This window comes from Acidovorax sp. CF316 (assembly GCF_000276605.1).
Lineage (GTDB): Bacteria > Pseudomonadota > Gammaproteobacteria > Burkholderiales > Burkholderiaceae_C > Acidovorax.
On sequence record NZ_AKJX01000098.1, the window covers coordinates 1 to 26,387 of the forward strand.

At 66.5% G+C, this 26,387-nt stretch carries 29 protein-coding genes and 2 pseudogenes; 13 read left to right on the forward strand and 18 right to left on the reverse strand.

Features of this window, described 5'->3' with window-relative positions; all coding sequences use genetic code 11:
* The 5 genes and pseudogenes from PMI14_RS35405 to PMI14_RS09465 all read right to left on the reverse strand — a co-directional run.
* Window positions 1-241 (reverse strand): annotated as a pseudogene (locus tag PMI14_RS35405) (RCC1 domain-containing protein); the annotation flags it as partial.
* A 427-nt stretch (window positions 242-668) separates the two neighbouring features.
* Entirely contained in the window at window positions 669-1,634 is a 966-nt protein-coding gene (locus tag PMI14_RS09450) for a glutathione S-transferase family protein (protein WP_007853236.1), read from the reverse strand.
* Between the two features lie 83 nt (window positions 1,635-1,717).
* Complete coding sequence (locus PMI14_RS09455; protein ID WP_007853237.1) at window positions 1,718-2,791, reverse strand: tripartite tricarboxylate transporter substrate binding protein; 1,074 nt, start codon at window positions 2,789-2,791, stop codon at window positions 1,718-1,720.
* 147 nt (window positions 2,792-2,938) lie between these two features.
* Window positions 2,939-3,502: a MarR family winged helix-turn-helix transcriptional regulator gene (locus PMI14_RS09460; RefSeq protein ID WP_007853238.1), complete on the reverse strand. Its 564-nt coding sequence runs from the start codon at window positions 3,500-3,502 to the stop codon at window positions 2,939-2,941.
* Between the two features lie 80 nt (window positions 3,503-3,582).
* Complete coding sequence (locus PMI14_RS09465) at window positions 3,583-4,461, reverse strand: LysR family transcriptional regulator (RefSeq protein WP_238541823.1); 879 nt, start codon at window positions 4,459-4,461, stop codon at window positions 3,583-3,585.
* A gap of 123 nt (window positions 4,462-4,584) precedes the next feature.
* Between PMI14_RS09465 and PMI14_RS09470 the strand changes: the two genes are divergently transcribed.
* Together PMI14_RS09470 and PMI14_RS09475 are read left to right on the forward strand one after the other, a co-directional pair.
* Entirely contained in the window at window positions 4,585-5,583 is a 999-nt protein-coding gene (locus tag PMI14_RS09470) for a tripartite tricarboxylate transporter substrate binding protein (protein ID WP_007853240.1), read from the forward strand.
* Between the two features lie 4 nt (window positions 5,584-5,587).
* Window positions 5,588-6,955, forward strand: coding sequence for an FAD-dependent oxidoreductase (locus tag PMI14_RS09475; RefSeq protein WP_007853250.1), 1,368 nt, complete (start codon window positions 5,588-5,590; stop codon window positions 6,953-6,955).
* Between the two features lie 118 nt (window positions 6,956-7,073).
* On the opposite strand, the gene PMI14_RS35920 is transcribed toward PMI14_RS09475, so the two are convergent.
* Both PMI14_RS35920 and PMI14_RS09490 read right to left on the reverse strand, forming a co-directional pair.
* Window positions 7,074-8,567: a TPM domain-containing protein gene (locus tag PMI14_RS35920; protein WP_369751443.1), complete on the reverse strand. Its 1,494-nt coding sequence runs from the start codon at window positions 8,565-8,567 to the stop codon at window positions 7,074-7,076.
* Window positions 8,564-9,175: a LemA family protein gene (locus tag PMI14_RS09490; protein ID WP_035203093.1), complete on the reverse strand. Its 612-nt coding sequence runs from the start codon at window positions 9,173-9,175 to the stop codon at window positions 8,564-8,566. The genes PMI14_RS35920 and PMI14_RS09490 overlap by 4 nt, the downstream gene beginning before the upstream one ends.
* 198 nt (window positions 9,176-9,373) lie before the next feature.
* Here PMI14_RS09490 and PMI14_RS09495 point away from each other — a divergent pair, with 198 nt between their 5' ends.
* From PMI14_RS09495 to PMI14_RS09510, 4 genes are all read left to right on the forward strand, one after another.
* Window positions 9,374-9,724, forward strand: coding sequence for a hypothetical protein (locus PMI14_RS09495; RefSeq protein ID WP_035203049.1), 351 nt, complete (start codon window positions 9,374-9,376; stop codon window positions 9,722-9,724).
* Window positions 9,725-9,778: 54 nt separating this feature from the next.
* Window positions 9,779-10,204 (forward strand): hypothetical protein, encoded by a 426-nt coding sequence (locus PMI14_RS09500; protein WP_007853258.1) that lies wholly within the window; start codon window positions 9,779-9,781, stop codon window positions 10,202-10,204.
* Between the two features lie 77 nt (window positions 10,205-10,281).
* On the forward strand, window positions 10,282-10,818 hold the full coding sequence (locus PMI14_RS09505) for a hypothetical protein (protein ID WP_007853260.1): 537 nt from the start codon (window positions 10,282-10,284) through the stop codon (window positions 10,816-10,818).
* A gap of 31 nt (window positions 10,819-10,849) precedes the next feature.
* Window positions 10,850-11,239 carry a hypothetical protein gene (locus tag PMI14_RS09510; RefSeq protein ID WP_007853262.1) on the forward strand — a complete coding sequence of 130 codons (390 nt, stop codon included), beginning with the start codon at window positions 10,850-10,852 and terminating at the stop codon, window positions 11,237-11,239.
* 12 nt (window positions 11,240-11,251) lie between these two features.
* Here PMI14_RS09510 and PMI14_RS09515 read toward each other — a convergent pair whose 3' ends face one another.
* A complete protein-coding gene (locus PMI14_RS09515; RefSeq protein WP_007853264.1) occupies window positions 11,252-11,713 on the reverse strand; it encodes an SRPBCC family protein in 462 nt (153 codons plus the stop codon).
* 63 nt (window positions 11,714-11,776) lie between these two features.
* Between PMI14_RS09515 and PMI14_RS09520 the strand changes: the two genes are divergently transcribed.
* The 3 genes from PMI14_RS09520 (at window position 11,777) to PMI14_RS09530 (ending at window position 13,273) form a co-directional block, all read left to right on the forward strand.
* Window positions 11,777-12,151 carry a MerR family transcriptional regulator gene (locus tag PMI14_RS09520; RefSeq protein ID WP_007853265.1) on the forward strand — a complete coding sequence of 125 codons (375 nt, stop codon included), beginning with the start codon at window positions 11,777-11,779 and terminating at the stop codon, window positions 12,149-12,151.
* 212 nt (window positions 12,152-12,363) lie between these two features.
* Window positions 12,364-12,669 (forward strand): hypothetical protein, encoded by a 306-nt coding sequence (locus tag PMI14_RS09525; protein WP_007853277.1) that lies wholly within the window; start codon window positions 12,364-12,366, stop codon window positions 12,667-12,669.
* A gap of 25 nt (window positions 12,670-12,694) precedes the next feature.
* The gene (locus PMI14_RS09530; RefSeq protein ID WP_007853278.1) at window positions 12,695-13,273 is read left to right on the forward strand and encodes an alpha-ketoglutarate-dependent dioxygenase AlkB; all 579 of its coding nucleotides are present in this window, start codon (window positions 12,695-12,697) and stop codon (window positions 13,271-13,273) included.
* A 78-nt stretch (window positions 13,274-13,351) separates the two neighbouring features.
* Here PMI14_RS09530 and PMI14_RS09535 read toward each other — a convergent pair whose 3' ends face one another.
* The 4 genes from PMI14_RS09535 to PMI14_RS09550 all read right to left on the reverse strand — a co-directional run bounded on the left by PMI14_RS09535 (window position 13,352) and on the right by PMI14_RS09550 (window position 17,177).
* Window positions 13,352-14,218: an MBL fold metallo-hydrolase gene (locus PMI14_RS09535; RefSeq protein ID WP_007853280.1), complete on the reverse strand. Its 867-nt coding sequence runs from the start codon at window positions 14,216-14,218 to the stop codon at window positions 13,352-13,354.
* Between the two features lie 76 nt (window positions 14,219-14,294).
* The gene (locus PMI14_RS09540) at window positions 14,295-14,933 is read right to left on the reverse strand and encodes a protocatechuate 3,4-dioxygenase (protein WP_007853282.1); all 639 of its coding nucleotides are present in this window, start codon (window positions 14,931-14,933) and stop codon (window positions 14,295-14,297) included.
* Window positions 14,930-15,949 (reverse strand): zinc-binding alcohol dehydrogenase family protein, encoded by a 1,020-nt coding sequence (locus tag PMI14_RS09545; protein ID WP_007853284.1) that lies wholly within the window; start codon window positions 15,947-15,949, stop codon window positions 14,930-14,932. The genes PMI14_RS09540 and PMI14_RS09545 overlap by 4 nt, the downstream gene beginning before the upstream one ends.
* A 163-nt stretch (window positions 15,950-16,112) precedes the next feature.
* On the reverse strand, window positions 16,113-17,177 hold the full coding sequence (locus tag PMI14_RS09550) for an MBL fold metallo-hydrolase (protein ID WP_007853285.1): 1,065 nt from the start codon (window positions 17,175-17,177) through the stop codon (window positions 16,113-16,115).
* Between the two features lie 111 nt (window positions 17,178-17,288).
* Between PMI14_RS09550 and PMI14_RS09555 the strand changes: the two genes are divergently transcribed.
* Window positions 17,289-18,200, forward strand: coding sequence for a LysR family transcriptional regulator (locus PMI14_RS09555; RefSeq protein WP_007853286.1), 912 nt, complete (start codon window positions 17,289-17,291; stop codon window positions 18,198-18,200).
* Window positions 18,201-18,322: 122 nt separating this feature from the next.
* Here the strand turns inward: PMI14_RS09555 and PMI14_RS09560 are convergent, their stop codons facing one another.
* The 5 genes from PMI14_RS09560 to PMI14_RS09580 all read right to left on the reverse strand — a co-directional run bounded on the left by PMI14_RS09560 (window position 18,323) and on the right by PMI14_RS09580 (window position 22,051).
* Complete coding sequence (locus PMI14_RS09560) at window positions 18,323-18,913, reverse strand: ferric reductase-like transmembrane domain-containing protein (protein WP_035203053.1); 591 nt, start codon at window positions 18,911-18,913, stop codon at window positions 18,323-18,325.
* 19 nt (window positions 18,914-18,932) lie between these two features.
* Window positions 18,933-19,421 (reverse strand): hypothetical protein, encoded by a 489-nt coding sequence (locus PMI14_RS09565; RefSeq protein ID WP_007853288.1) that lies wholly within the window; start codon window positions 19,419-19,421, stop codon window positions 18,933-18,935.
* 128 nt (window positions 19,422-19,549) lie between these two features.
* On the reverse strand, window positions 19,550-20,284 hold the full coding sequence (locus PMI14_RS09570; protein WP_007853291.1) for an SDR family oxidoreductase: 735 nt from the start codon (window positions 20,282-20,284) through the stop codon (window positions 19,550-19,552).
* 96 nt (window positions 20,285-20,380) lie between these two features.
* The gene (locus PMI14_RS09575) at window positions 20,381-21,397 is read right to left on the reverse strand and encodes an NAD(P)-dependent alcohol dehydrogenase (protein ID WP_007853294.1); all 1,017 of its coding nucleotides are present in this window, start codon (window positions 21,395-21,397) and stop codon (window positions 20,381-20,383) included.
* A gap of 30 nt (window positions 21,398-21,427) precedes the next feature.
* Window positions 21,428-22,051 (reverse strand): DUF1579 domain-containing protein, encoded by a 624-nt coding sequence (locus PMI14_RS09580; protein WP_007853297.1) that lies wholly within the window; start codon window positions 22,049-22,051, stop codon window positions 21,428-21,430.
* A gap of 112 nt (window positions 22,052-22,163) precedes the next feature.
* Here PMI14_RS09580 and PMI14_RS09585 point away from each other — a divergent pair, with 112 nt between their 5' ends.
* Both PMI14_RS09585 and PMI14_RS34160 read left to right on the forward strand, forming a co-directional pair.
* A complete protein-coding gene (locus PMI14_RS09585) occupies window positions 22,164-23,072 on the forward strand; it encodes a LysR family transcriptional regulator (RefSeq protein ID WP_007853299.1) in 909 nt (302 codons plus the stop codon).
* Window positions 23,069-23,579, forward strand: a pseudogene (locus PMI14_RS34160) (helix-turn-helix domain-containing protein); the annotation flags it as partial. The gene PMI14_RS09585 and the pseudogene PMI14_RS34160, both read left to right, overlap by 4 nt.
* Window positions 23,580-24,206: 627 nt before the next feature.
* Here PMI14_RS34160 and PMI14_RS09595 read toward each other — a convergent pair.
* Window positions 24,207-24,521 (reverse strand): hypothetical protein, encoded by a 315-nt coding sequence (locus tag PMI14_RS09595; protein WP_007853302.1) that lies wholly within the window; start codon window positions 24,519-24,521, stop codon window positions 24,207-24,209.
* 338 nt (window positions 24,522-24,859) lie between these two features.
* On the opposite strand from PMI14_RS09595, the gene PMI14_RS09600 reads away from it, so the two are divergent.
* Complete coding sequence (locus tag PMI14_RS09600) at window positions 24,860-26,386, forward strand: ATPase domain-containing protein (protein ID WP_007853303.1); 1,527 nt, start codon at window positions 24,860-24,862, stop codon at window positions 26,384-26,386.
* The last annotated feature ends 1 nt before the right edge of the window (window position 26,387 follow it).

Below are 26,387 nucleotides of genomic sequence, written 5' to 3' on the forward strand. Positions count from 1 at the left end.
TGACGGAGGTGCCGTTGCCCAGTTGCCCGTTCATGTTGTTACCCCAGGTCCACAGCGTGCCATCGCTCAGGATGGCGGCCGAGTTCGTGGCACCCGTGGCGAACTTCACCACGGTGGCGGCGTGGGCGCCGACCGCGGCGGCGAGCAAGGTGCACGCAATTGCCCATTTCGCTGCCAGTTGGCGGGGCGAAGCGATCGGCAGCGCCTGCGCGGGGTGGGTCAACACGTCCAGGAAATTCATGGGGATCCGCCTTTCAACAAAACATAAAAGAAGGAAAAAGAAGGAAACAAACAGACAACGAGAACGATCCGGGCGGACCCCTCCACAAGTACGCGCGGCAAAAAAAGCGCTGGCCTGGCAACCCGCCGCAACACGGCACGCAATGCAACCGGCAACCGCGGGGCAGCCCGGATCCGTCCCCCTCCCCTGCGCGCTGCGCAGTATGCGCAGGGCAGCGCGGCTTGTCCCTACCCCAGGCGGGTAGTGCGTCGTCCACGAGGTGCCGAGCCACCGGCTTGGGTGCGCTGATGCCGGTTGGCGGGCACCCATGGGCCCCGCAGAGGCATGGCAGGGTACCTGGCCGCAAGGACCCCCCCATTCGGCCAGGCGCGCACGCCTGCGGGGCCCGCCAATCGCGAGCCGGTAGAGGCCGGGCCCGAGCGCTGCCTCAGTGAATGGCGCCCGGCCAGTCCAGCACGGCCTCACGAACCGCCGGCGCAAGTTCGCACCGCCCAACGTACGCGGCGACGTGGGGCCGAAGGCCGCCGCTCCAGAACCGGTCGGCACCCAGGTTCTTCATGCGCAACAGCTCAATCGCCCAGAAGAGGTCGGCCATGGTCAGCGCCTCGCCAAAAAGCCAAGGCGATGCGCGCTGGGCCAGAGTCTGCTCCAGCTGGCTGCAGGCGGCCTCCGCCTTCTCGTAGGCACGGAGCATGGCCTCTTGCGAGAACAGTTGCTCGGCGGCACACAGCTCCTTGGCCCGCTTGGCCCGGTAACCGCGTTGCAGTAGCTCGTCCTGCGGGAAATCAGCCAGGTACCGGTCGCACCGCGCCACCTTTTTCATGGCGAAATCCACGCCGGTGCCCGCCCGCGGCGACGCGCCGTAGCGGTGTGCATCCGGCGTGCGCCCGACCAGCATCTGGTAGTTGGGCAGTTCGTCGACCAGCCCCAGCTCTTGGTCGATTCCATCGGCCAGGTGGCCCGGGCGAAGCGTCGCGGCAGGGTCCGCCAGACCGTCCAGGTAGCTGCATATCCGCCTGGAGTCGATGACGACCTTGCCCGCCGTCCAGTCCACCAGCGTGGGAACCACAGCGGGATCGCAACCCCCCGTCGCCACCGCGGTACTGCCGGAGTGCAAGGACACCAGGGGCAGACCCTCGCTGTCGCACGCCAGCATGCGCAGGCGCACGTACTGCGGCAGATAGGTCTCTCCGGCAACAATGCTCATGGAGCTGGACAGGTACGCCATGCCGTGGTGGGCCAGCACTGCGCGGACCTTCTGCGAGCAGATCGAATTGGGCGCGTGGAACAGTTCAAAGCGCGCCCTCCCGCCCGGGGAGGATCCAATCGGTTCGGAGCGGGCCGACAGCTGGGCGCGGGCGTTCGTGACAAGGGTTTCGAGGTCGGAGTTCATGGGGTCTGGTTGCTTGTGGGGAGGTGTTGCACCCGGCGCGCGCCCGCGGGTGCGCGAGGCCGGGCCTGGGGGGTCGTGGCGCTTCAGTCCGCCTTGATGCCGGCCTTGGACACCACCTGGCTCCAGCGTTCGACATCCTGCTGCACCTGCTGTGCGAAATCGGCGGGAGAACTGGTGGACACGGCCAGGCCCTGGGCCTGCAAGGTGTCCAGCGTGGACTTTTGCGACAGGGCCTCCAGCAGCGCCGCGTTGAGCCTGCCGATGGCGCTGGCCGGCGTTGCCGCGGGAGCAAACAGCCCGAACCAGTTCGCGTGCGACAGCTCGGAGTACCCCGCCTCCCGAAATGTCGGCACCAGCGGGGCTGCGGCCACCCTGGTACCGTCCGCCACGGCGAGCAGCCGCAGCTTGCCGGCGTTGACATGCGGCATCGCCACCTGCAGCGACATCACGCCCACCTGCACGTGCCCGCCCACCAGATCGGTCACCGCGCCGGCCATGCCCTTGTAGGGCACGTGCAGCAGGTCGGTGGCGGTGGATTGCTTGAACAGCTCCATCAGCACATGGTGCGGCGATGCGGCGCCGGGCGTCGCATAGGTCAGCCGGCCCGGCTCGCTGCGGGCCAACGCCACCAGCTCGGCCACCGACGACACCGGCACCGAGGGGTGCACCACCAGCGCCATGGAGCCGACAGCCGCCCGGCCGATCGCCGCGAGGTCCCTGTGGGGCAGAGCCGCCAGCTTGCGGTAGAGGCTGGGGGTCATGGCCAGGGAGTCCGCGGCCATGAGCAGCGTATGCCCGTCGGCGGCAGACTTGGCAACGCTGGCCATGGCAATGGTTCCGCTGGCACCGGGCTTGTTCTCCACGACCACCGGCTGCCCCAACCTGCGGGACATGAAGGGCGCCACGGAGCGCGCAATGATGTCGGCGCCGCTGCCCGGCGTGTAGGGCACGACGATGGTGATGGGCTGCATCGCAAACGGCGCCACCTGCGCATGCGCAGCGCCCGCAGCCACGGCAAGGACAGCGCCCAGGGCCGCCAGGAAGGGCCTGCGCAGCAGGCCAGGCAGTGCAGGCCTGCGCGCCCTGGCGATGGAGGTTGCCGTTGCCCTGCCCCCCGCGCTGGGCAACGGGTCGGGGTGGCCGTCGTGGTTTGTCATCGAAGCTCCTCGCCGCTGCGGCGGTACACGGCAGCCACCATGACCACCTGATAATTAGTAGCTTAAGCTACCTTTTATCAGGCCATGCTGGTGTAAACCCGGGACTCGGCAAATCCCTCGTGGGGCCGTATATGGAGCGTTGGAAGCCTAGCCGGATGCCGGACCGTCTTCGCCAGAGGCATCGCTGCGCTTGCGCATCCGGCGCGCCACCGTCAGCTTGCGACCGCTGGATGCCAGGTCCGGGTGGCTGTTGAGCACGTTGTGGTACAGGGCGCGCAAGGTCCTGCGCATGGTGTCCACGTCCGCCGTTGGAATGCCGTGCAGCCAGCTCGCCTCCAGCGCCCTGGCCTGGGGCATGACTTCGCGCACCAGGGCGCGGCCATCGGCAGTGATGGAGACACGCGTGGCGCGCTTGTCGGCAGCCGAGGTGAAGCGCAGCACCAGCCCGCGATCCTGCGCCTGCAGCACGACCCGCGAGAGGTAGGACAGCTCGGTTCCCGCGTGCGCCGCGAGTTCGCTGAGGGTCTGGTCGTTGCCGTCCGTCAGCGCGGTCAGCACGCGCCATTCGGGAAGGCTCAGATGGTGCTTCTTCAGGATGTCGGCAAACGTGGCGGACACGATGTCCGCCGACCGGTTGAGGAGGTAGCCCAGCGACTGGTCCAGCCGATAAGGCTCGTTCAAGGGGATGGGGGATTGCTTGCCAGTGGCCATGTCTTGTTGTGCGAAAAACGATGCGTCCATCGGAGTCTAGCGACCGCCGGCACGGCTGCGGACGGCAGGCGCAAGCGCCCTCACTCCAGAAACAGCTCCGCCACCATCGCACGCAGCCATCTGTTGCCGGGATCGTGGTGAAAGCGCTCGTGCCAGTGCTGCTTGATGGCAAAGGTCGGCAGCGGGAATGAGGTCTGCACCAGGCGCACCGCCGCAATCCTTGCCAGGGTCTGGGCGACGCGTGCGGGCACCGTGGCGATCAGGTCGGTCTGCGCCAGCAGGTTGCCCAGGCCCGGCAGCGTGTGCAGGGTCAGCACCACATCGCGCTGCATCTTCAGGCGCTTGAGCTCCTGCTCCAGCAAGCCATGCCCGGTGCCCGGCGCGATGATGGCCACGTGCCGCTCCCGCCGGTAAAGCGGCCGGGTGACACGCGACGCAAGGCGCGGGTGCGCCTTTCTCACCACGCAGGCAAACCCCTCATCGAAGAGCTTTTGCTGGTAGAAGCCCGCATCGAGCTCGGGCATGTAGCCCACGGCCAGATCGGCATCGCCGGCCTCCAGGCGGGCCGCCGTCTCGGGGGCGATCCGCAGCACCTCGATCTGGATGCCCGGGGCCACGGACTCGACCTTCTTGACCAGCCGCGGCAGAAACTCCAGATGGCTGACGTCGGTCATGCTGATGCGAAAGTGCCGCTTCGAGGTCAGCGGGTCAAACACCACCTGCTGTTTCGTGGCGGTGCGCAGCAGCTCCAGCGCTTGCCGCAAAGGGCCAAGCAGGTCGGCGGCATGCGGCGTGGGCACCATGCCCTGCGCGGTTCGCACGAACAGCTGGTCGTTGAACTGCCGCCGCAGGCGTGCCAGGGCCAGGCTCACCGAGGTCTGCGGAATGTCCAGATTCTCAGCCGCGCGCGACACGCTGCGCGTCTTGTAGACCTCATCGAACACGGAGAGCAGCCGCATGTCCATTATTTCAAATCCTGCTGAGAGTTATGCCGCGCATTAAATAGACGCAATGTTGCTCTCCCCCTAAAGTTTGCGCAATCCCTGTACCGCATGCGGGGGACACACAAGGAGACAACACCCATGGCATCCGACACACGGTCCATTTTTTTCACCGCATTCCCCTCCATCCGCGCCGCCGCCGCACTGGCATGCCTGTGCCTGGCCGGCCTGCCGGCCTGGAGCCAGGATTGGCCGCAAGGCCCCGTCCGGCTCGTGGTGCCCTTCGACGCAGGCTCCACCCCGGACCTGGCCGCGCGGGCCATTGGCGAGCGGCTTGCGGCCCGGCTGCACCAACCCTTCGTGGTCGAGAACAAGAGCGGCGCGGCGGGCAACATCGGCACCGACGCGATTGCCAAGGCGAGCCCCGATGGCCGCACCATCGGCGTGAGCATCGCCGGCCCGCTCGGGGTGAATGCGCTGCTGTTCAAGAAGCTGCCCTACGACCCCGCCAGGGACCTTGCGCCCATCACCATCGCCGTCTCCCAGCCCTCCGTGCTGGTGGTTGGCAAGAAGCTGGAGAGCGCCGACGCCAAGGCGCTCGCCTCCACCATGAAAGGCGCGAAGCTGACGTTTGCGTCCATCGGCGCCGGTTCGATCTCGCACCTGGGCATGGCTGCGCTGGCCGCCCAGGGCGGTGCCGATGCGGTGCACATTCCCTACCGCGGGTCGGGGGCGGCCGTCACCGCCCTGCTGTCCGGTGAGGTCGACATGGCACTGCTGCCGGCGGCGGCGGTCATGCCCCACGTCAAGGCAGGCAAGCTGTGGGCCCTGGCCGTGGCTTCGCCGACGCGGTCACCCTCGCTCCCCCATGTTCCCACCCTTGCGGAAAGCGGCCTGCCCGCCATCAAGGCGGACGCCTGGATTGCCTTTGTCGCGCCGGCTCGCACGCCGGACGCCGTCCTGAAGACGCTGCATAGCCAGATCGCGCAGATCCTCGCCGAGCCGGCCATGGTGGAGCGATTGCGCGCGCAGTACATGGACCCCGCAGGCGGCTCGCCCGAAGACATGCGCAAACAGCTCGGCGCCGACATCGCACGCTGGAAGCCGGTGATCGAAGCCAACCGCATCGCCCTGGATTGATGCAATGAAAGAAGAGAACGAGATGGCTGTTGAAACACTGCTGGAGCCCGCGCGCCACCTGCCGGTCTTTGGTGAATACGACGTGGTGGTGGTGGGCGGCGGGCCGGCCGGCCTGGCGGCTGCGGTGAGCGCCGCGCGCAGGGGGGCGCGGACCCTGCTCGTGGAGTCCTACGGCTTTCTGGGCGGCATGGGCACGGCGGGCGGCGTCACCAACTTTGCCGGCCTGTACGGCCGGCATGAAGGGGAGATGAAGCTCCTGGTGCGGGGTGTCGTTGACGAGCTGCTGGACCGCCTGCAGGCGCAGGGAGGGCTGAACCAGCCGCAGGACGGCATGCAGGGGCGCATCCGCGTGCGCTCCTACGACACCTCCATCTACAAGTGCGCGGCCGACCAATGGCTGCTCGGTGCGGGCGTGCAGTTGCTGTTCCATGCGCGGGCCGCAGGCGTGCTGCGCGATGGCAACCGCATCCAGGCGCTGGTCGTCGAGACGAAATCGGGCCGGCAGGCGATTCGCGGCAACGTGTTCATCGACTGTTCCGGCGACGCGGATGTGGCGGCCTTCGCCGGCGTTGCGCACGAGGTCGGCGATGGGCACGGCAGCGGCCTGTTCCCCTCGACGATGTTCCGGGTCGGGCATGTCGATGCCGACCGGGCGCTGCCGGCCGTGGGCGAGTTCAAGGCGATCAACGACTTCATGGAACGGGCGCAGGAGCAATTTCCGGGCAGGTACCGGTTTCCCCGCGAAGGAGCGATCCTGCGGCCCCAGATCCATCCGGCGGAGTGGCGCGCCAACGTCACCTCCATCGCCAATGCCCGGGGGCAGGCCATGAACGCCGTGAACGCCATCGAGCTGAGCGACGGCGAGGTGGAGGGGCGCCGGCAGATCGCCGAGTACTTCCGCTTCCTGCGCGAACAGGTTCCAGGCTTCGAAGGCTCGCGCATCGTGGAGATCGCGCCGCAGATCGGCATCCGCGAAACCCGCCGCATCGAGGGCCTGTACGCGCTGACGGGCGAAGACATTCTCCAATCGGCCCGCTTCGACGACCGGATCGGCTTCAACGCCTGGCCCATGGAGCTGCACCGTGCGGGCGGCATCTCCTGGGGCTTCCCATCGGACCCGCGCAGGGCCTACAACGACCTGCCCTGGAGGATGCTCGTGCCCAAGGTGTTGGAGAATCTGCTCGTGGCGGGCCGCTGCGCGTCCATGACCCACGAAGGCCAGTCCGCGGCGCGCGCCAGCGGTGGGTGCTTCGTGATGGGGCAGGCTGCGGGCACGGCCGCCGCCCTGGCGGGCGCCCAAAGGCTCCAGGACACCGATGTCCACCGCCTGCAGTCGTGCCTGCGCGAGGACGGGGCGCTGCTGGAGGCCTGAGAGGTCAAGAGGCCCCCGGCAGCATCGCCCTGGCCTTGCGCAGGCCGAACGCACCGCTGCAGAGCTGCGCTTTGCCGTCACCCCACAACTGCGAGCTGCGGCAGGCGGCGGCGGCCACTCACCGAACAACCGGCGCGTCAGGCAACTCGTTGGCGTAAGCGATGCCGGCGCCCAGCCTGGGAAAGTGCGCCGCCTGCCTGGCCGACACTGCATCCACCGCCTGCGCCAGGCCCTCTTCGTAGCGGCCTTCGCGCAGGTGCACAGCCAGTTGCGACACTACCGCCTCCCATTCGCCCGGCGGCACGCTGCGGGCCAGGCCACGATCGGCCACGATCTCGATGGCGTGCTCGGGCACCAGCAGGTAGATCAGCACGCCGTTGTTGTGCTCGGTGTCCCACACGCGCAGCTTGCTGAACAGCATGAGCGCGCGTTCGCGGGCCGTGGCGTCGCGCTGCAGGTAGCTCCAGGGCAGCGCGCCTTCGGCGCAGATGCGGATCTGCCCGGTGTGCAACTGCTCGCTGGCCGCCACGCGCGCCGACAGCCGCGCCAAGGCCTCATCGGGCAGGGCCTTGCGCACATCGCCCTCTTGCCAGCGGTGTACGGCCAGGCGCCGCAGCGCGCGCAGAGATCGGGACAGCACCATGGCTACCACCCTCCGGAGGCACCGCCCCCGCCAAAGTTGCCGCCTCCGCCCGAGCTGAAGCCGCCGCCCGAACCTCCGCGCGAGCCCCCCCCCGCCGAAGCCTCCGCCGCCCAGGCCGCCAAGGCCCCCGAGCCCCCCGCCCCATGGGATGCCGGAGCCCCCTTGGCGCAGCGTCGTGCGCCGGCCTGCGCCGGCCATCAGCGTGAACAGCAGGCCTGCAATGGCTGCCAGGCCGGCCAGGAGAACGCTGGATGTGAGCACGAAGGCCCCCAGCCCCGCCGCGCCGCCGGTGGCGAGCGAGCCGAACGCGTTGCCGAACATCGAGCGCGCAATCGGCCCGCCGATCAGCACGCCCATCACCAGGACGATGGCGGCCTCACCCCAGCCAAACCCCGAAACCATGCCTTGGCCACGCGTTTGCGATGGCTGTGGCGCAGAGGGTTCGGGAAGCGGTTCGCGCGCAATCAGCGCACCCAGCTGCGTGGCGGCAGCCTGCAGTCCGCCGGCAAAGTCGCCAGCGCGAAAACGCGGCTGCAGGGTGCCGTCGATGATGCGCGCAGCCGCGATGTCGGGGATGGCGCCCTCGAGCGCCTTGGCCACCTCGATGCGCATCTTGCGGTCGTCCTTGGCGACGAGCACCAACACCCCGTCCCCCACGTCGCGGCGCCCGATCTTCCATTGGTTGGCCACGCGGTTGGCATAGGCGGCAATGTCTTCAGGGGCTGTAGTGGGCACCATCAGCACGACCACCTGGCTGCCCTGGCTCGATTCCAGAGCGGTCAGTTGCGCTTCGAGCGCCGTGCGCTGCTCGGCGCTGAGCGTGCCAGTGCCATCCACCACATGGCCTGTGAGCGCTGGTACCGGCTGCACGGGCGCCTGGGCCCAGGCACAAACCGCCCCCAGCAGGAGCGCGGCAGTGGCAAGGTAGCGCCAGAAGGGCTTGGCGTGCGGCATGAGCCCGTAGCTCACGGCTTCTTGGGAGTGGTTGAGAAGTCCACCGTGGGCGGGGCGGAGATCTGCGCCTCATTGGGCACGGCCATCGGCGGCTTGGGGGCGTAGCTGAACACCTTGGCCGTGAGGTTGGTGGGAAAGCTGCGCGCCAGGGTGTTGTACTGCTGCACCGTATCGATGTAGCGGTTGCGCGCCACGGCGATGCGGTTCTCGGTGCCCTCCAGCGTCACGCGCAGGTCGCGAAAGCCCTGGTTCGCCTGCAGCGTGGGGTAGCGCTCGGACACCGCGATCAACCGCGACAGCGCACTCGACAGCTCGCCCTGCGCCGCCTGGAACTTGCGCATGGCCTCAGGGTCGTTGAGGGTCTCGGGCGTCACCTGGATGGCAGTGGCCTGGGCCCGCGCCTGCACCACGCGGGTGAGCGTTTCCTGCTCGAAATTGGCCTCGCCCTTCACGCTGGCCACGATGTTGGGCACCAGCTCTGCGCGGCGCTGGTACTGGTTGAGCACCTCGCTCCATGCGGCCTTGGATTGCTCGTCCAGGCGCTGGAAGTCGTTGTAGCCGCAGCCCAAGAGTGCGAGGGCAGCAAGCAGGGTGGCAAGGGCGGCGGTGAGGCGTTGGATCATGGTGAGGTCGTCCGTGGGCAAGGCAGTGGCGTGCGGCGAACCCACCATATGCCATGCCCATGCGGCGACGTGTAGGAGCGAAGCTATTCCCGGCGCGCGCGGCCCCCCGCCCGCTGCTCACCATGCACCGGCTGCGCAGTGGCTTGGCCTTGGGCCGCAAGCCAGACCTGCGCCGGCCCCGTTTGCTAAAGTCGTGCAATGACTGACACGAGCGTGCTTCCCCCCGACCTTCAGGCCGCGATGCGCGCACGCGACGAGGCCTTCTACGCGGCCGATGCCGTGCAGTGGGGCCAGTACACCGCGGGCCGTTTCACGACGGTCCAGCAGAACGGGCAGTTCATGTCCCGGGCGCAAAGGATCGGCAACCTCCAGGCGCAGAAGCCGCGGCCCTATGTCGCACGCGAACGCGAGCAGCATGAGCAGCAAGGCGAGCTGGTCGTCACGCGCTTTTTCAGCGGCGGGCTGTGGGTGGTGGAGGTATGGAAGCGCGTGGACGGTGCCTGGGCCACGGTCATGACCCAGGCCACCACGGCTGCATCCAATCCTTGAAGAAGCTTGCACTCAAGGAAGGTCGCGCCCCCAACTGAGCCCCCCGTTGCCACCATGAGCCACCGCTGCTTTCGCTTCAAGCCCTCGCATCAGGACCTCAGCGCCCCGCAGATTGCGGCCATCCGGCGCATCAGCCCGCACTCCATCGCCGAGATCCGGCGCCGGGCGGTGGCAAACGAGTCCGTGCTCGACATCCCGGTGTTCTCGGGCGAGTGGCCCGCCAGCAAAGCCCAGGTCATGGCGCTGCTGCACGGCATCGAGGCGGGGACCCTGCCGCTGGCGGTCTTTGATGCGGCCATCTCGGCCGGCGCCCCTGCGCAGGATTCGTCGCCCGAGCAGCCGCTGACCGTGGCGCAGGCGCGCCAGCGCCTGCAGGTCCTGAGGGACATCGCGCTGGAGCAGGACATGCACGCACAGCTCGAAGCCGGCCACATCGCCTCACCCGAGGAGTACACGCCCCTGCCCGAGGACGAGGCCTGAACGCCCGCCCCCTGCAGGGCCTCCTGCCCATGGCATCATGCCCACCCCGCAGGGACGCCACGAACACAGGAGCGCCGGTGAGCAGCATCGACCAGGAGACCGCAGAACGCCTGGGCTTCCCCAAGCCCCACTACGTTGCCATCGAGCGCGAACGGCGCTGGCTGTGCCGCGAGCTGCCGCCGCGCGAACGCATTCGCCGCACCGAGGCGATCACCGACCTCTACGTGACCGGCGCGCGGCTGCGCCTGCGGGAGGCGCGCCCGCTCGATGGCGGCGCGCCCATGCTGCGGCTCACCCGCAAGGGGGACGTGGACGTGCACACCCGGCTGATCACGTCCATCTACCTGCCCGAGGATGAATTCGCCCTGCTCGCCGCTACCTTGCCCGGGCGGCGCGTCCACAAGCTGCGGCACCGGCTGCACCCGGTGGACGGGGTGGCCATGGTCGTGGACGAGTTCCAGGGCGAGCTCGCGGGCCTGCTGCTGGCCGAGGCGGAGTTCGCAAGCCCCGAGCTGCTGGCGGCGTTTCCGGGGCCGGACTTTGCGGTGCGCGAGGTGACCGACGACCCGCGCTTCACCGGCGGCCGCCTCGCGCACCATGGCCTGCCGGCATAGCCTGCGAAAACGCCCTGGCGAGAACCGCACCGTGACGCCCTTGTGCCTGACCGACACGCCCGATTTCCAGCAGCGCCTGCGGCAGGCCTACACCGAGGGCGGGCTGGTGCCCGACGACCTGCTGATCCTGCGCGCCGCCACGGAGCCGGCCAGGGTCCTGGTGGGCGACCGCGAGCGGGTGCTGCGGCTCCTCTTCGCGCTGGAGCGGTTGGCGGCCATCCTGGGCGAGCCCCACCCCTGCCTGGAGGGCATCGCCATCGACTGGATGCAATGGCCGCAGGAGCGCTGGGTCGTCAGCCTGGAGCAGCATGCGCTGGCGGCCCTGCTGCAGCTGGCACAGTCGCCCTTTGGCGCAGAGTTTGCGGCCGACACCCACCAGTTGCGCCCGCGCCTGTTTCGCATCGCGCAGAGAGCGCACTGAGCCCACCTGGCGTCAGGTACCGGCAGCCCCCTCCATGCGCGCCTTCAGCGCAGCCAGGCCCCGGCCTGCCCGCCGCTGCATGACCCGCCTGGCCAGCGGGAGCACCAGGCAGCGGACGGCAAGGCTCTGGCTTCGGCTGTACATGCGCCAGGTCAGTTCGCACGACTGCGGCGCCGTGGCGTGCAGCGAGATCTCCATGCGCGGCAGCAGTGGCAGAAACCGCCCCTCGGTCGCGAAGAACCCGGGGGCCCTGGCTTCGCGCACCTGCAGGGTGACCTGCCGGCGGCCCCTGAACGGCACAGCCACGGTTTCAAGGTACTCCTTGCCCGGCTGCCCATGGGCGAGCGCGCCGAGCGATTCGATGGAGAGCACGCCCGGAAACCATTCGCCAAACTGCTCCATGTTCGATACATAGCCGAACACCGCCTGCACAGGCCGGTGGATGGAAACCGTCTTTTCGACCAGCAAATGCATGGGGTGTCCTTTTCAAAAAGCCATGCTAATCTGTAGAGTGAGGTCTACAGTCAAGGGAAATTCATGCGCATCTCCGAGCTGGAAAGCCGCACCGGCCTGGGTCGCCACGCGCTGCGCTTTTACGAACGCGAGGGACTGCTCGTCGGCGTGCAACGCGGCGAGAACAACTACCGCGACTACCCCGAGTCGGCCGCCAGGGACGCGGCCCTGCTGCAGCAACTGCAGTCGCTGGGCTTCTCGCTGCAGGAGATTCGCCAGGTGCTCGATGCCATGCGCGCCAAAAGCATCGACTGCGCCAAAGGCGCCCGCCTGATGGCCGACAAGCGCACCGCGATCGAGGCCCAGATCGCGAACCTGCGCAAGGTGAGCAAGGTGCTCCTGCGCGAACAGCAGCGCCTGCAAGAACGTGCCGCGCAGCACGGGCTGCCCAGGGCATAGGGCCTGTTCACACTTTTTTAGGGGATTGCGTTGCCCGGCCCGGGGGCTCGATGCCAGGCGCCCGCGCAGCAAGCTAGGGCCCTTGCCGGCGCGCCACTCCCACATCTGTAGCGGCGCCACGAGCCAGGGCCGGCGCCCGCACCACTGCGCATAAATATCCCACCATCCCGCCCCAAAATACTGTAAATTCATACAGTCTTTTGGAGATGAGCATGGATGTTCTGGACACCACCTACACCGTCGCCCTGTGCGACTATCCCGGCCTCACGCAGGCCGAACGCACCGCCGCAGAAGTGCGCTTTGCCGTCGCCCTGGAGCACCAGTTCGGCAGCCCCGACGACATCGCGGCCACGCTGCACACCATCGACTCACTGGAGCGCGTCGAGCCCGAGGACGTCTCGGCGCACGACCTGGTGGCCTTGCAGCACTGGGTGCGCGCCCTGGGCATTGCGCGCCTGGCGGGCTACCGGGGGCTGGCGCCGCGCGACGGCAGCCGCTTCGAGGTGCGGCTGGGCTGAGAGCGTGCCTGCCGCCCTGCTCGCCATGGACCAACCGGGCCTGTTCGGGGATGCACCGGTGCGCGCCTCCATTCCCGGCCTGGTCTACCAGGCCGGGTTTTTGGGCCGGGCCGAAGAAAGCGAGCTCATCGCCATCCTGCAGTCATTGCCGCTGCACGCGGCCCGGTACAAGGAGTACATGGCACGGCGCCGGGTGGCGGGCTTTGGCGGTTCGTTCGACTTCGACACCAACCAGCTGCTGCCAGGCAAGCCGCTCGACGAGCGCCTGGCGCCCCTGCGCGAGCGCGTGGCCGCATGGCAAGGCATGCAGCCCGAGCAGCTGGCCCATGCGCTGGTGTCCGAGTACGCACCCGGCACGCCACTGGGCTGGCACCGCGACGTGCCGGACTTCGAACGCATCATCGGCGTATCGCTGGGCGGCCCGGCCACGCTGCGTTTCAGGCCCTGGCCCTACCGCCCGGAGCTGCAACGCCAGGTGGTGGCGCTGGAGGTGGAGCCCCGCTCCATCTACCTGCTGCAGGGCGATGCGCGCTGGAAGTGGCAGCACTGCGTGGAGCCGACGCCGGCACTGCGCTGGTCGATCACGTTCCGGGACCGCAGGTAGACAAGGTATGTCCAATGGGGCATGTCGCGGCGCTGGGGTTGATGCAACAGCACCGCGTCCTTGGTGCACAGGCCCGTGCTACCAGGCCATTTCTCCCTTGGCCACCTTGGCGCCAATATCCAGCGCGATCGGCAGGCCCGCGTCCGGGTACTGCTTCTTGAGTGCCGTCGACAGTGCTTGCGAGTCCTTGGCTTGGGGAATGGCCGCGATGAAGTCCTTGAGGTACCGGCGGGTGAAGTCGATGGAGCGCCCGTCCAGCGCGTCGCCCACCTTCATGTGGCCTGGCACGACCAGTGCGGGCTTGAGCGCCTGCATCTCGTCCAGCTGGGCCAGCCATGTCAGGCGCTGGGCCGGTGTCTGCGTGTTGGCGGTCCACACATGCAGGTTGGACCACAGCGCCACGTTGCCCGTGATGGCCCTGGCCGAAGGAATCCAGACATAGGGGCGGTTGGCAAGCTCGCCCGTTGTGCCCCGGATTTCCACGCTGTGACCGTCCACGCTCAGCACCGTGGTGTTCAGCACCTGCGGCACCACTGGCCGCTGGGGTGCGTTGGCGCCAAGCCGGGGGCCCCAGACTTTCATCTTCTCCTGCAGGTGCTCCCTGATTTCCTGGGCCACCGGCTGGGTGGCCACGACCTGCGCGTCGGGGAAAAGCGCCTGGAGTGCTTCTGCGCCAAAGTAGTAGTCCGGGTCCGCGTCACTGATGAGGATGGTCTTCAGCGCTTTGCCGCCGTCGAGCACTGCGGCGGCAATGCGCAGGGCATCGGCCCGCGTGAAGCCCGTGCCGATCACCATGGCCTCCGTGTCGCCGGTGACCAGCGTAGCGTTGACCCCGAAGCTGGTTTCCGGCGCGGTGACCACACTGATTTTGAGCGGCTCGGCCGCCTGCGCGAAGAAGGTAATGCTGGCCAGGGCGATGGCGCTGATGGTAATGAGGTATTTCATGCAAGGTTCTCGTTCGAGGGATGGGTTGGTGGACAGCCGGGGATTGGTACTGCAGCAGGAAGGCGAATGCACCGGCTCAGACGGCGACCACGATGGGAAAACGCGCCAGCAGCCCATCGGCGCCGGGCGCAAACGGCACGGTGACGGCGCTGCGCTCGGCCTCTGACAAACCGCGCCAGACCGGGTCGCGCGCGTTGCCTGCGTCGCCGGCCACATACAGTTGCGTGGTCAGCAGCTCGCGTTGGCCGAGCCGCACCTTGAAGTGCACATGCGAGGTGCGCCCCGCATAAGGCACGGGGCGGATGGTGCGAAAGCGGTAGCTGCCGTCCTGTGCCACGGCCACGCGGCCAAAGCCCTGGAAGGCGGCGTCCGCCCTGCCCCAGTCGCCCGGGTGGTGGTAGTGGCCATCGGCGTCGCTCTGCCAGATCTCGACCTGCGCGCCGCGCACCGGCCTGCCCGCCATGTCGGTCACCGTGCCGTCCACCCATACCGGCTGGCCGCCACCGTAGCTCAGCCGGCCATTGCGCAGCAGGTCGTGGTCGGCGTCGGCGGGCAGGCGCACGGGGTAGAAGGGGCCTTCGGTCTGCGACGGAGTGGCGATGCGCGCGGCTGCGGGCTGCGCGCGGGCGCCCAGCCAGAGCGCGGGGGCGGCCACCAGGGCGGCAGCAAAGGCGCGCCGATGGAGTGCGCCCGCTTTCACGCACCTGGTCATCATGCCCACCCTTGCAGCACCACCTTGCCGCGCGCCGTGCCCGATTCGATCAGCGCATGCGCCTTCTTGAGGTTCGCGGCGTTGATACTGCCAAAGCGTTCGGCCAGCGTGGTGCGAACCAGGCCGGCATCGACCAGGGCGGCCACCTCGTTGAGCAGGTGGTGCTGGTGGACCATGTCGGCCGTCTGGAACATCGAGCGCGTGGCCATCATCTCCCAGTGGATGGAGACGGACTTGCGCTTGAAGGCCATCACATCCAGCGCCTTGGGGTCGTCGATGAGGCCGAATTTTCCCTGTGGAGCGATGGCTTCGACGATCTGCGGCAGGTGGGTTTCGGTCTGCGTCAGGCTGACGATGTAGTCCACTGTGGGGAAGCCGATGGCCTTGAGCTCTTGCGCCAGCGGCTTGCTGTGGTCGATGACATGGTGGGCGCCCAGCTCCTTCACCCAGGCCTGGGTCTCAGGGCGCGATGCGGTGCCGATGACCGTGAGGCTGGTCAGGCGCGAGGCCAGCTGCGCCATGATGGACCCTACCCCGCCCGATGCGCCGATGATCAAGAGCGTCTTGCCCTCAGGCTTCTTGCCCGGCACCAGCCCCAAGCGGTCGAACAGCATCTCCCACGCGGTAATGGCCGTCAGGGGCAATGCAGCGGCCTGGGCAAAATCCAGCGCCTTGGGCGCATGGCCCACGATGCGCTCGTCCACCAGGTGCAACTCGGCATTGGTGCCGTGCCGTGCGAAGGAGCCGGCGTACCACACGCGGTCGCCGACCTTGAACAGCGTGACCTCGGGGCCCACGGCCTTCACGATGCCGCTGGCATCCCAGCCCAGCACCTTCCAGCGCTGGCCTTCAGCGGGGGCCGTGCTCTTGCGGATCTTGGTGTCCACGGGGTTCACGGAGATGGCTTGAACCTCCACCAGCAGGTCTCGGCCGGTGGCCACAGGGTCGGGCAAGGTGATGTCGACCAGCGCATCGGCATGGGTGATGGGCTGGGGTGTAAGGTATCCGACGGCTTTCATGGGAGGGAATCTTTCAACAGGGGGTCAATGATTGAAGTGGCGCTGTCCTATGGAGCGGCTGACAAAACTCAGCGAAGCGGTTCTGGCTAGGCTCTGAACCGCAGGCAGTACGCCAGTACGACAAGGTGCAGCAACGACGCCAGAAGAGTTTTGTCGGCCGCTCCTACTTGCGGCACAGGCGCTCGTAGTACACCTGCACCTCCATGGCGATCCAGTCCTTCAGGTCCCAGTCGGGGTGCTGCGCCTCAAGGATCGGTGTGAGCTCTTTCTGGATGGTCGCCAGGTCGTTGCCTGCGGCGCAGCGCCGGGCCACTTCCTCGCGGGCCACGTCCATGTGCTGCGCTGCTTCGTTCAGGTCGGCCACCGTGCCGATGCGGCCATGCCCCGGGATCACGACCTTGGGGTTGGTGGCAGCCACCTTGCGAAAAATCTCGCGCCAGTTGAGCGGGTCGACGTCGGTGTCCGCCAGGTCCGGGAACCACGGCATGATGGGGAATGACTTGGTCTCCAGCAGGTCCCCCATGATCACCACGCCCTGCGCGGGCACCGAGATCACCTGGTCACCCAGGGTGTGCGCCGCCTGGTAGTAGTTGAGTTTGACCACGCGCCCGCCCAGGTCGATCTCGGCCTCGGTGTCGTACACCACGTCGGGCATGGTCAGGCGCACGTCCTTCATGGCCTCGGCCACGTTGAGCTTGTCGGCAAACAGCGCACGGAAGGCGGGCCCCTTCTTGATCAGCTCCTCACGCTGCGCGCGGTTGTAGATGATGGTGGCTTGGCCCTTGAAGGCCTGGGCGCCAAAGCCGTGCTCGGGGTGAAAATGCGTGAGCGTGAGGTACAGCTTCTTGTTGCCTGCCAGCTTGCGGGCGGTCTGCAGCACCAGTTGTGCGCTCTTGACGCTCAGACCCGTGTCCACCACCAGCGCCGCATCCTTGCCGACGATGATGGTCACGTTGGGCACCAAAAATATCTGCTGGCGGTCCTCGATCACATGCACCCCGGGGCTCACTTCGGTGAGGTAGGCGGGATTGATGACCTTTTCCTTCGACACATCCTTGCCCGCCGCAAATGCCGGTGCACAGCCCAGCGCCGAGGCAAGCACAAGGGCCACGCCGATGGCGACGGATCTGCACAGGCTGGCGGGGCGCACAGCGGACACGGGGATTGGTGCAGGGCCCGCAATGGCAGCGCGCAGCTGGCGGGACTGGGGGATTCGCAGGGCATTCATGGTGATCTTCAGTTCAGGGGTAAAGGAGTGTGTTGAGAAGCGGTAGGTGAATTCTCAAGATCCGGTCACAATCTGTCCAACAGATAACTTATATAAATAATTATTTGATTTATGGATTTTCATGGCATCGACCTGAACTTGCTGGCCGCTTTCGACGCGCTGGTGAGCGAGCGCAACGTAACCCGCGCCGCCGTGCGCGTGGGCGTCAGCCAGCCCGCGATGAGCGCCGCCCTGTCACGCCTGCGCACGCTGTTCAACGACCCGCTGTTCCTGCGCAGCGCGCAGGGACTGGTGCCCACGCCCAAGGCGCGCGAGCTTGCCGGGCCGGTATCGCAGGCACTGCAGCAGATCAAGGCCGCACTGCTGCCCAAGGAGCAGTTCGAGCCCGCCACCAGCACCATGACCTTCACGCTGGGCCTGTCGGAATACCCGGCTTTCGTGCTGCTGCCATTGCTCTCGCGGGCGCTGGAGCAACTGGGCCCCGCGCTGTCCCTGTCGGTGCACGCCATCGGCAGCCGCGACAGCGCGGTGGACCTGCTCGATGCCGGCACCATCGACGCAGCCATCGGCGTGCCGCCCACCCAGGCCGAGAACCGCATCCTCACGCGCTCCGTCATGCGCGACGAATTCATAACCATCGTGCGCCGCGGCCACCCGGCGGTGCAGGACGGGATGAGCATGCAGGTCTTTCTGGCACTGCGCCATGTGCTGGTGTCGCCTGAAGGCGACCGCCACGGCCTGGTCGACCAGGCACTGGCCTACCTGGGCCAGCGCCGCACGCTGGGGCTGGCGCTGCCGCAGATGTTCGCGGCCCCGAGCATGGTCGCGCAGACCGACATGGTGGCCACCGTGATGGGCCGCGTGGCGCGCCAGTCGCCGCACTGGCGAAAGCTGGCAGCGTTCACGCCGCCGGTCACGCTGCCGGTGATTGGCTACGACCTCATGTGGCACCGTCGCAATGACGCGCACCCGGCGCAGCAGTGGCTCAGAGACCAGGTGGCGGCGCTGGCAGCGGCGCTGTAGCCGGGGCGCCAATGCACGGCGCCAGAGGGCGCGAGCGGCCGATTTCTCGGTTTCACTGGACTGGCGGGCCGAGCGTGTCCATCACGTCCTGGCGCAGCCGGTCCCCTTCGCGCCACGGCTCGCTATCGCCACACACGCAAGTGAATAACCGCCTTGATGGCTGCCGCGAACACCAGCGCACAGAGAACCGCCTTCGACGCTGATTCCATGACCCCTTCGACCAGCATGCCGTGGACCGCACTGCCAGTGACGATCACCACTGCCAGGGTCACGTGAGCAATGCGCCAGGTTCGAGGTGCCAGCCCCGATCGCCTGCGGAGTGCGGCCAAAATCGCGGCGGCGAAAATTGCCCACATGGCGATCACGCCCCAAAGGGAAAACGGCGTCGGCGATGCGAAAACCAGGGCGTCGATCGTGTCCGGTGGACTTGTAATCCACAGGCCCACGACATGAACCACCAGCGTGACAAGCAATGCGGCTCCGGTCCAGAAATGCGCTCGGCGTCCGAGATAGCCCTTGAGCCCCGGCAAGAATCCGCCAATCAGCAGCGGCAGAACGAGCACGAGACTCAGTGAAGCAATTCCGGCGAAGCAAGCCAGGATGTAGACTGGATCGCGCCATTCGAGCAGCGGGCTCGCCGCAGCAGCCGCTATTGGTACGCAGACGGCAGCCACAAGGCCGGACCAGATCAGGATCCCCTTCGTGAGTTTCATTTCCTTGCCCCCAGTCCAGTCAGGCCGGCTCAAGAACGAAGTGCGCCTCCAGCGTCTTGTCCTTTGAGCTGCGCATCACGGGACGAAGAAACACCGTCTTGAACTCACCGCTGTCATACGCAAGGTGACCGTGCGCCTGGCCAAAAAGAGGAATGATCTGCGGCATCTCAAGACGGAATTTTCCGTCCTTGTCGGTGAGCGTTGCGCCATGGCTCTGCGGTTCGTGCTCCTGCCCTTCGGTCGTGTGCGCCCATATCTGAATGCGTTGCCCGGCGAGCGGAGCCCCATCGCCCGCGCGACGCACGCTGCCGCTCATCCAGAAGCCTCCTTTTCCAATCTTCTCCACAATCGGCGCACCCTTGCGGTAGTTGTTGGAGCCGCCCGACATCGAACGGGTGGGTGCGAGGCCCTGCGCGCTGACGGGCAGCAAAAACGCAGAAACGCCGGTTGCCAGGACGGCCCCGCCAACGACGATGAGTTTGCGACGGCTGAATGCGATGGTGCTCATATGAACTCCTGAAGTGAACTATCTCGTCAAAGCGCCGCAATGGGCAGCGCCTGCTCGGCGCCCGGTGATGGAAAACAAGGTTCACCTCGCCTGACGTTGGGATGATCGAAACGCAATCCAGATGCCCATCACCAGGGCAGAGCCTTGCCCAGGTGCGTGAAACTTCCCGAAGGGCCAGAGTCGTCGAGCAAGGCCATTGCCACGCTGGTCTTCGCGCCGGCTTCGGCATCGATTTCACCGTTGCCACCGTTCATGTCGGTCATCACATAGCCCGGGTGCACGGCGTTCACCTTGACCGAGGTCTCCTTCAGCTCATAAGCCAGATGCACAGTCCACGCGTTGACAACGCTCTTGGAGGCGTTGTAGGCCGGCAGTTTGAAATCGTAGATGGGCGAAGCAGGGTCTGTATGCAGGCCGAACGAGGCGAGCTGGCTGGAGAGATTGACGATCCGACCCGCGGCTGCGGCCTTGAGAAGCGGCAAGAAGTCCTGGGTCACCTCCACCAGGGCGAACACATTGGTGTCGAAGGTCTCGCGCCACACCTGCAGCGACTGCTCGGAAGGCTTGCGGTCCATTGCGTCCAGCAGCACGCCCGCGTTGTTCACCAGGATCTCGAGGCGGCCGTAGGTACTTTGCACGTGCGCGACGGCGGCAGCGATGCTGGCTGGAACGGTGACATCCAGCGCCAGGGGCTCAACACTCAGGCCTTCGGACTGAAGGGCCTGCGCAGCCTTGGCCGCAGTGGCAAAGCTGCGGCCGGCAAGCAGCACGTGGACACCGGCCTGGGCGAGCTGGCGGGTTGTGGCAAGTCCTATGCCGCGGGTGGCGCCCGTGACAAGGGCAATTTTGGGGTGGATGGTCATGGTGATTTTCCGGTCAAGGTGGGTGAAAAATCGCGAACTGGCTTCGATACAGCCGCGATGCAGGGGTATGGGGTTGGGGTATCCGCCCCGTTGGATTCAGGGCATGGTGATGACGACCTTGCCAAAGGCGTTGCCCGACGCCAGGAACTCATATGCACGGTCCGCTTCAAAGAACGTGAACTCTTGGGCGATCACGGGCTTGACGCCGCGTTGGTCCACGAAGCTCGCCAGGTCTTGCAGCATGGCGCGGCTGCCCACCTGCACAGCCGAGAGCGTCTTCGCCCCGAAGATCAAGCTGTGCGGCTCAATCCTTGCGCCCCCAAAGCCGCTGAGCCCGCCAATGACAATGATCTTGCCGCCCGGTCTGGTCGCGGCAATCGACCGGGGCAAAGTGTGCTCACCGCCCACTTCCAGGACCAGGTCGACGCCTTCCCCCTCGGTGATGCGCAAGATGTCGTTGTGCCACTCGGGCGATGTTCGGTAGTTGACGGACGCCCTGGCCCCCATGGCCCGAGCTGCTTCGATCTTTGCGTCGCTCGACGAGGTAATGATCGGATCAAGGCCCGCTGCCACCGACAGCTGCAATGCCCATACCGCCACACCCCCTGTGCCCAGGATCAAGACCCGGGCGCCAGGCTTGGCGCCTGCCTGCACGAACAGCGCATTCCATGCGGTCACGCCAGCGCATGTCAGTGTCGCCGCCTCTGAATCCGTCAGGCTCTTTGGCGCATGCACCAATGCTTCCTCAGACAGCACCAGCTCCGTGGCGAGGATTCCGTCAGAGTTCGCGCCATGGGTGGCGGATGTTTTTTTCCGGGAGATGAGGCCATCGATCCAATCAGGGAAAAAGCTGGTGATCACGCGATCGCCTATCGCAAGACGACCCACCTGTTCCCCCACTTCGACCACCACTCCAGCCGCATCGCTCAGTGGGACAATCGGCTGGTCTGCTGCATGGGCGTAGGAGCCTCTGGCCACCTGGATGTCGCGAAAGTTCAAGGCCGCAGCGCGGACGGCGATTCGCACATCCTTTGCGCCGACAGGCTTGCTGGGTCGTTCAAGAGGCGTGAATCGATAGCTGTTGCCTCGCGCTGCCAATGTTTGTACGAGCATGTTGAACCCTGGTGTTTTCGCCTGTCAGGCTCATTTGCGGCGTGTGTAGCTGTAGCTGATTCCCCGCCACTTCACCGGCGCAGATCCAGCAAGCGTGAAGTACTGGTCCTTCACTTCGTGGTCCGCATCCTGGCGCGTGATCACCTGCTCCATGCGCCAAAATTGGCCAATGGCAATGTCCCCAATGATGTTGGGCGAGGCAAAGGGCAGAAAGCTCATGAAAATGCGCTGCTCAGGATCGGGGTCGATGCTGTAGGCCACCATCATTCCGTCCGGCACGCGGCCGTCCATGGACATGTATTGCCAGCGTCCTTCTTGCTTGTTGAAGGTCAAAAAGTCGGCGCGGGTAAAGGGTGCACCGGGCGCGCCGGGCACCGTACGCAACACCTCTTCCAGCATGGGTCCGATCATGCGGCGCTCGGCCACCAGGCCCGTCTGGACAGTGGGCGTGGCGCCGGGCTTTTCCCAATTGGTGATCGTCACGTCCCAGGTTCCTGCGCGCAGCACGAGGGCCTTGGCTTCAGGGCCGAATTCGTTGAGTTTGTCCATCACGGACTGCGCATCGGCGGCGTTTGCCGGCACTGCGAAAAGGGTGGACGAAAGCGCCAGCACGGCGGCGATGGCGGGGAATACGCGGTGGGGTTTCAATGGCATCTCTGTTCCTTCGGGCGGTGCCGACACCGACACCGTTGGAACAAAGTGTATTGAGTGATCATGGTGTGATAATCACCAGATTTATCATCAATCTCACAACCAGGAGTGGCGAATGGACCGCCTTGCCAGCATGGCTACGTTTGTCAAGGTCGTCGACCTGGGCTCCTTCGCAGCCGCGGCGATGGAGCTGAAAATGTCGCCGCAAATGGTCGCCAAACACGTCGCCTATCTCGAAGCGCGCCTGGCCACGCGCCTGCTCAACCGCACCACCCGGCGCCAAAGCCTGACAGAGATCGGCAAGACCTACTACGAGCGCTGCAAGGTGGTGCTGGCGGAGGTGGACTGGGCGGATGCTGCAGGCGACAACGCGACCGGCACACCGCGCGGACGCTTGCGTGTCAATGCCCCACTTTCGTTCGGCACCCACACCCTGGTACCGCTGGTCACCCGCTATCTGCGCCAGCATCCGGAGGTCGAAATCGAATTGGTACTCAGCGACCGCTATGTCGACCTGATAGAGGAAGGCTTCGAGGCTGTCTTTCGCATCGGCCGGTTAGCCGATTCTTCGCTGACAGCGCGTGCGCTGCGCCCCTTTCGCTCGCTGGCATGCGCATCGCCCGCGTACCTGCAACAACGCGGAATCCCGCGCGACCCGGCGGACCTGCTTGCCCACGTGTGCCTGGGTTACGCAGGCACAAGACCTGGGTCGACCGACTGGAGGTTCATGCGCGACGGGCGCACATTCGAGGTACCGGTGCGCGGCCCCCTGCAGGTGAACAACGCTGCCGCCTTGCTCTCGGGTGCGCTGGAGGGATTTGGCATCGCCTTCATCGCCGAAGATCTGGCGCGGGCCTCCATTGCCACGGGCGCGCTCGTGCGCGTCTTGCCCGACTTCGAGACCCCGTCGCGCCCGATGCACCTGCTGTTCCATGCCGACAGGCGGCTGACCAGCAAACTTCGCAGCTTCGTGGATGCGGTCACGCGGGAAATTGGACTCGATGAGCCCCCGAATTCCAAGTGAGCAAGACCGCGCAGGCGTTGGCGCTGCGCGCTCGCATCGTCCTGGCCTGTGCCCAGAACATTGACAGCAAGGTGGTTGCCAGCCGCCCGCGCGTGACACCGCAAACCGTCTCTAAGTGGCGGGCCGGATTCGTGCGGGATCGACTTGACGGACTGCTCGATGCTCCTCGCACTGGAGCACCCGCACCATGGCACGCGAGGCCGGCCCGTCGCAGACGGCGGTATCGCGCATCTGGCGCGCATTCGGACTGCAGCCCCATCGGCAGGAGGCCTTCCAGCTCTCCAGCGATCCGCTGTTCGTTGAGAAGGTACGCGACATCGTGGGGCTGTACATGGATCCACCGCTCAGGGCCATGGTGTTGTGCGTGGATGAGAAGAGCCAGATCCAGGCGCTGGATCGCACACAGCCTTTGCTGCCATTGGGCCCGGGTATCCCGAGCGGCGCACACATGAATACGAGCGCCACGGCATGACGACGCTTTTCGCGGCGAGTGGCACCCGTCAAGGCCGATGACACCGGCAAGACCATGGCACCCATCCACACCGAGTGGACGCCGAAGAACGGCTCCATTGTCATCTTCTGGGGCAGTACAGCGTACATTGAGACCGGGGCGTGGGCAGCTACTCCGCTGCCAGCATCCGGGAGATCATGGCGAAGAGAAAGAACGATGCGTTGAAGGAAGCGGCCAGTAAGTAAGCCCCATGTACCCCGGGCAGGGTTGTCGCTCCTCACATTGGACGACACGCGATCGCCCCGAACTCCTACAGCGCGGGCCTGCATTGCCGCCGATGCTCCTGGATCACCCCAACCTGGAGAACACCCATGCGCAAGATGATCCTGATGGCGATTGCCGGCTACCTGTGGAAGAAGTACAAGGCCCGTGACACCACGGGCAGCGGACCCGCGACCAGCGCCACGGCACCGTCCCCGACCAGCCGCTGAGAACGCACCAGCAGCCGGGCCGGCCGGTGGACTGTCGGCAACCCGATCAGTCCATCCTGGTACCGTTGGCTGGGCAGGCACCGGGCAAGCCCATCTGCCCGACGGATGCAGCGCGTAGCGCGCACAGCGGCGCGCGGCAGCGGTCCAATGCAATGGCGGCCGCTGCTGCCAGCCGCAGGTGGATGCCTGCCCTCAGGCGCCCTGGCCCTGCGTCAGTGCAAGCTTCAACCCGGGCGTGCCACGGTTCACCTCGGACAGAAACGACTCGGCAAGGTTGTGCACGCTGCGACCATCCAGATGGGTGTCGAGCCATATGCGCAGTCCCTGGTCATCGGGCTCGCACGCTGCAAAACGGATTCCGAGGTGCTGAACGGACTGGCAGAAGCGCCGCAGCATTTCACTCAACCGCCAGCATGCCTGCACGCATTCTTCGCGGGCCAATGCCGCATGGCCAGAGTTCTGCACGGTGGGCACATCGGCGTGTGCAATGTGAAAGTGATAGATCATGAACGCAAGCACCAGGGTATGGGTGCAAGCAGTCTATGCACGGCCATTGGCCAGCGCGTGTAGGAAAAAGCCCTACCCAGCGCCCCCTGGCGCAACCCCCGAGCACCCTCGTGGCGGCCGACGACAACCACGCACAGCCGTTGCCACGCCAGCTGCCGTGTAGGACCACCCTCCCCTTGTCCGCCGAAGTTGGCTGACTGCCGCGCCAGCGCTGCCCCACCACAATCCGATACAAATGTGCACCTCATCGCGTGAAGCCACGTGGTGGTCCTGTCCCATCCCGGGCGCGTGCACTGACCGGGGCGCTGCCAGACAACTGCCCCTGGAAGGAAAAAAATTTGAAGTACGCCCTCCACTCCTCCTCGCCGTCTTCCCCGCCAAAGGGCGCCGCGAGCACCGGCATTGCCGGGCTCGACGACGTGCTGGGTGGCGGCCTTCCCCCGCGACATCTGTATCTCGTCGAAGGCAGCCCGGGCACCGGCAAGACCACCCTGGCACTGCAGTTCCTGATCGAAGGGCGCGACAAGGGCGAGCGGGGTCTTTACGTCACCCTGTCAGAGACTTCGGAAGAACTTGCGCAGGTGGCCCAGTCGCATGGCTGGTCACTCGATGGCATCCGGATCTTTGACCTGGTCAGCGACGAAGGCCTGAGTGAAGAGGCGGAGCAGACCATCCTGCACCCTTCCGAGTTCGAGCTGGGCGAGACCACCCGCGAGGTGATGCGCCTGGTCGGCGAACTCAAGCCGCAACGCGTGGCGTTCGACAGCCTGTCCGAGCTGCGCCTGCTGGCCCAGAGCCCCCTGCGCTACCGGCGCCAGATACTCGCCCTGAAGCGCTTCTTCGCGCAGGTGGGCTGCACCGTGCTCATGCTCGACGACAAAACCTCCGGCGAGGGCGACCAGCAGTTGCACAGCATCGCCCACGGCGTGGTGCACCTGAACCAGAACACCAACACCTACGGCCCCGACAAGCGCCAGCTGCGCGTGGTCAAGCTTCGCGGCGTCAAGTTCCGCAGCGGCGACCATGACTTCGACCTCGACCGTGGCGGCCTGGTGGTGTTTCCACGCCTGTCGGCGGGCGAGCATGGCGGCAAGTTCGACGAGACCCCCATCTCCACCGGCACGTCCGCGTTTGATGACATGCTGGGCGGCGGCCTGTCGCCCGGCAGCAATTTGCTGCTGGCCGGCCCGGCGGGGGTGGGCAAGACCACCACCGCCATCAGCTGCGCGGTGGCCGCCATGCGGCGCGGCGAAAAGGTGGCCTACTACCTTTTCGACGAGGGCTTCTCGTCGCTGCGCCAGCGCTCACGCGCCCTGGGGCTGGACATCGATCCGTTCATCGCCAATGGCCAATTGCTGATCCGCTCGTTCGACCCTGCAGAGGTCTCTCCTGGCCAGTTTGCCCACGCGGTGCGCGAAGCCGTTGAAAAAGAACAGGTGCGCCTGGTGGTGGTCGACAGCCTCAACTCCTACATGCAGGCCATGCCCGGCGGGCAGTACCTGCTGCTGCAGATGCACGAGCTGCTGTCGTACCTGAACTCGATGGGCGTTGTCACGCTGATCATCCTCTCGCTGCACGGCACCGTGGGGGAGATGCACGCCGATATAGACCTGAGCTACCTGAGCGATGCCATGGTGCAGTACCGTTTCTTCGAGGCGCGGGGTGAAGTGCTCAAGGCCCTGTCAGTCATCAAGAGCCGTACCGCGCAACACGAGTCCACCATCCGCGAGCTGCGCCTGGGCGCCAATGGGATCCAGATCGGCAAGCCCCTGACCGACTTCCACGGCATACTCCTTGGCGCAGCACAGTACACCGGCCGGCAGGCCCTGCTGGGAGACGCCGACAGCGCCTCCCAGCGCTCTTGAA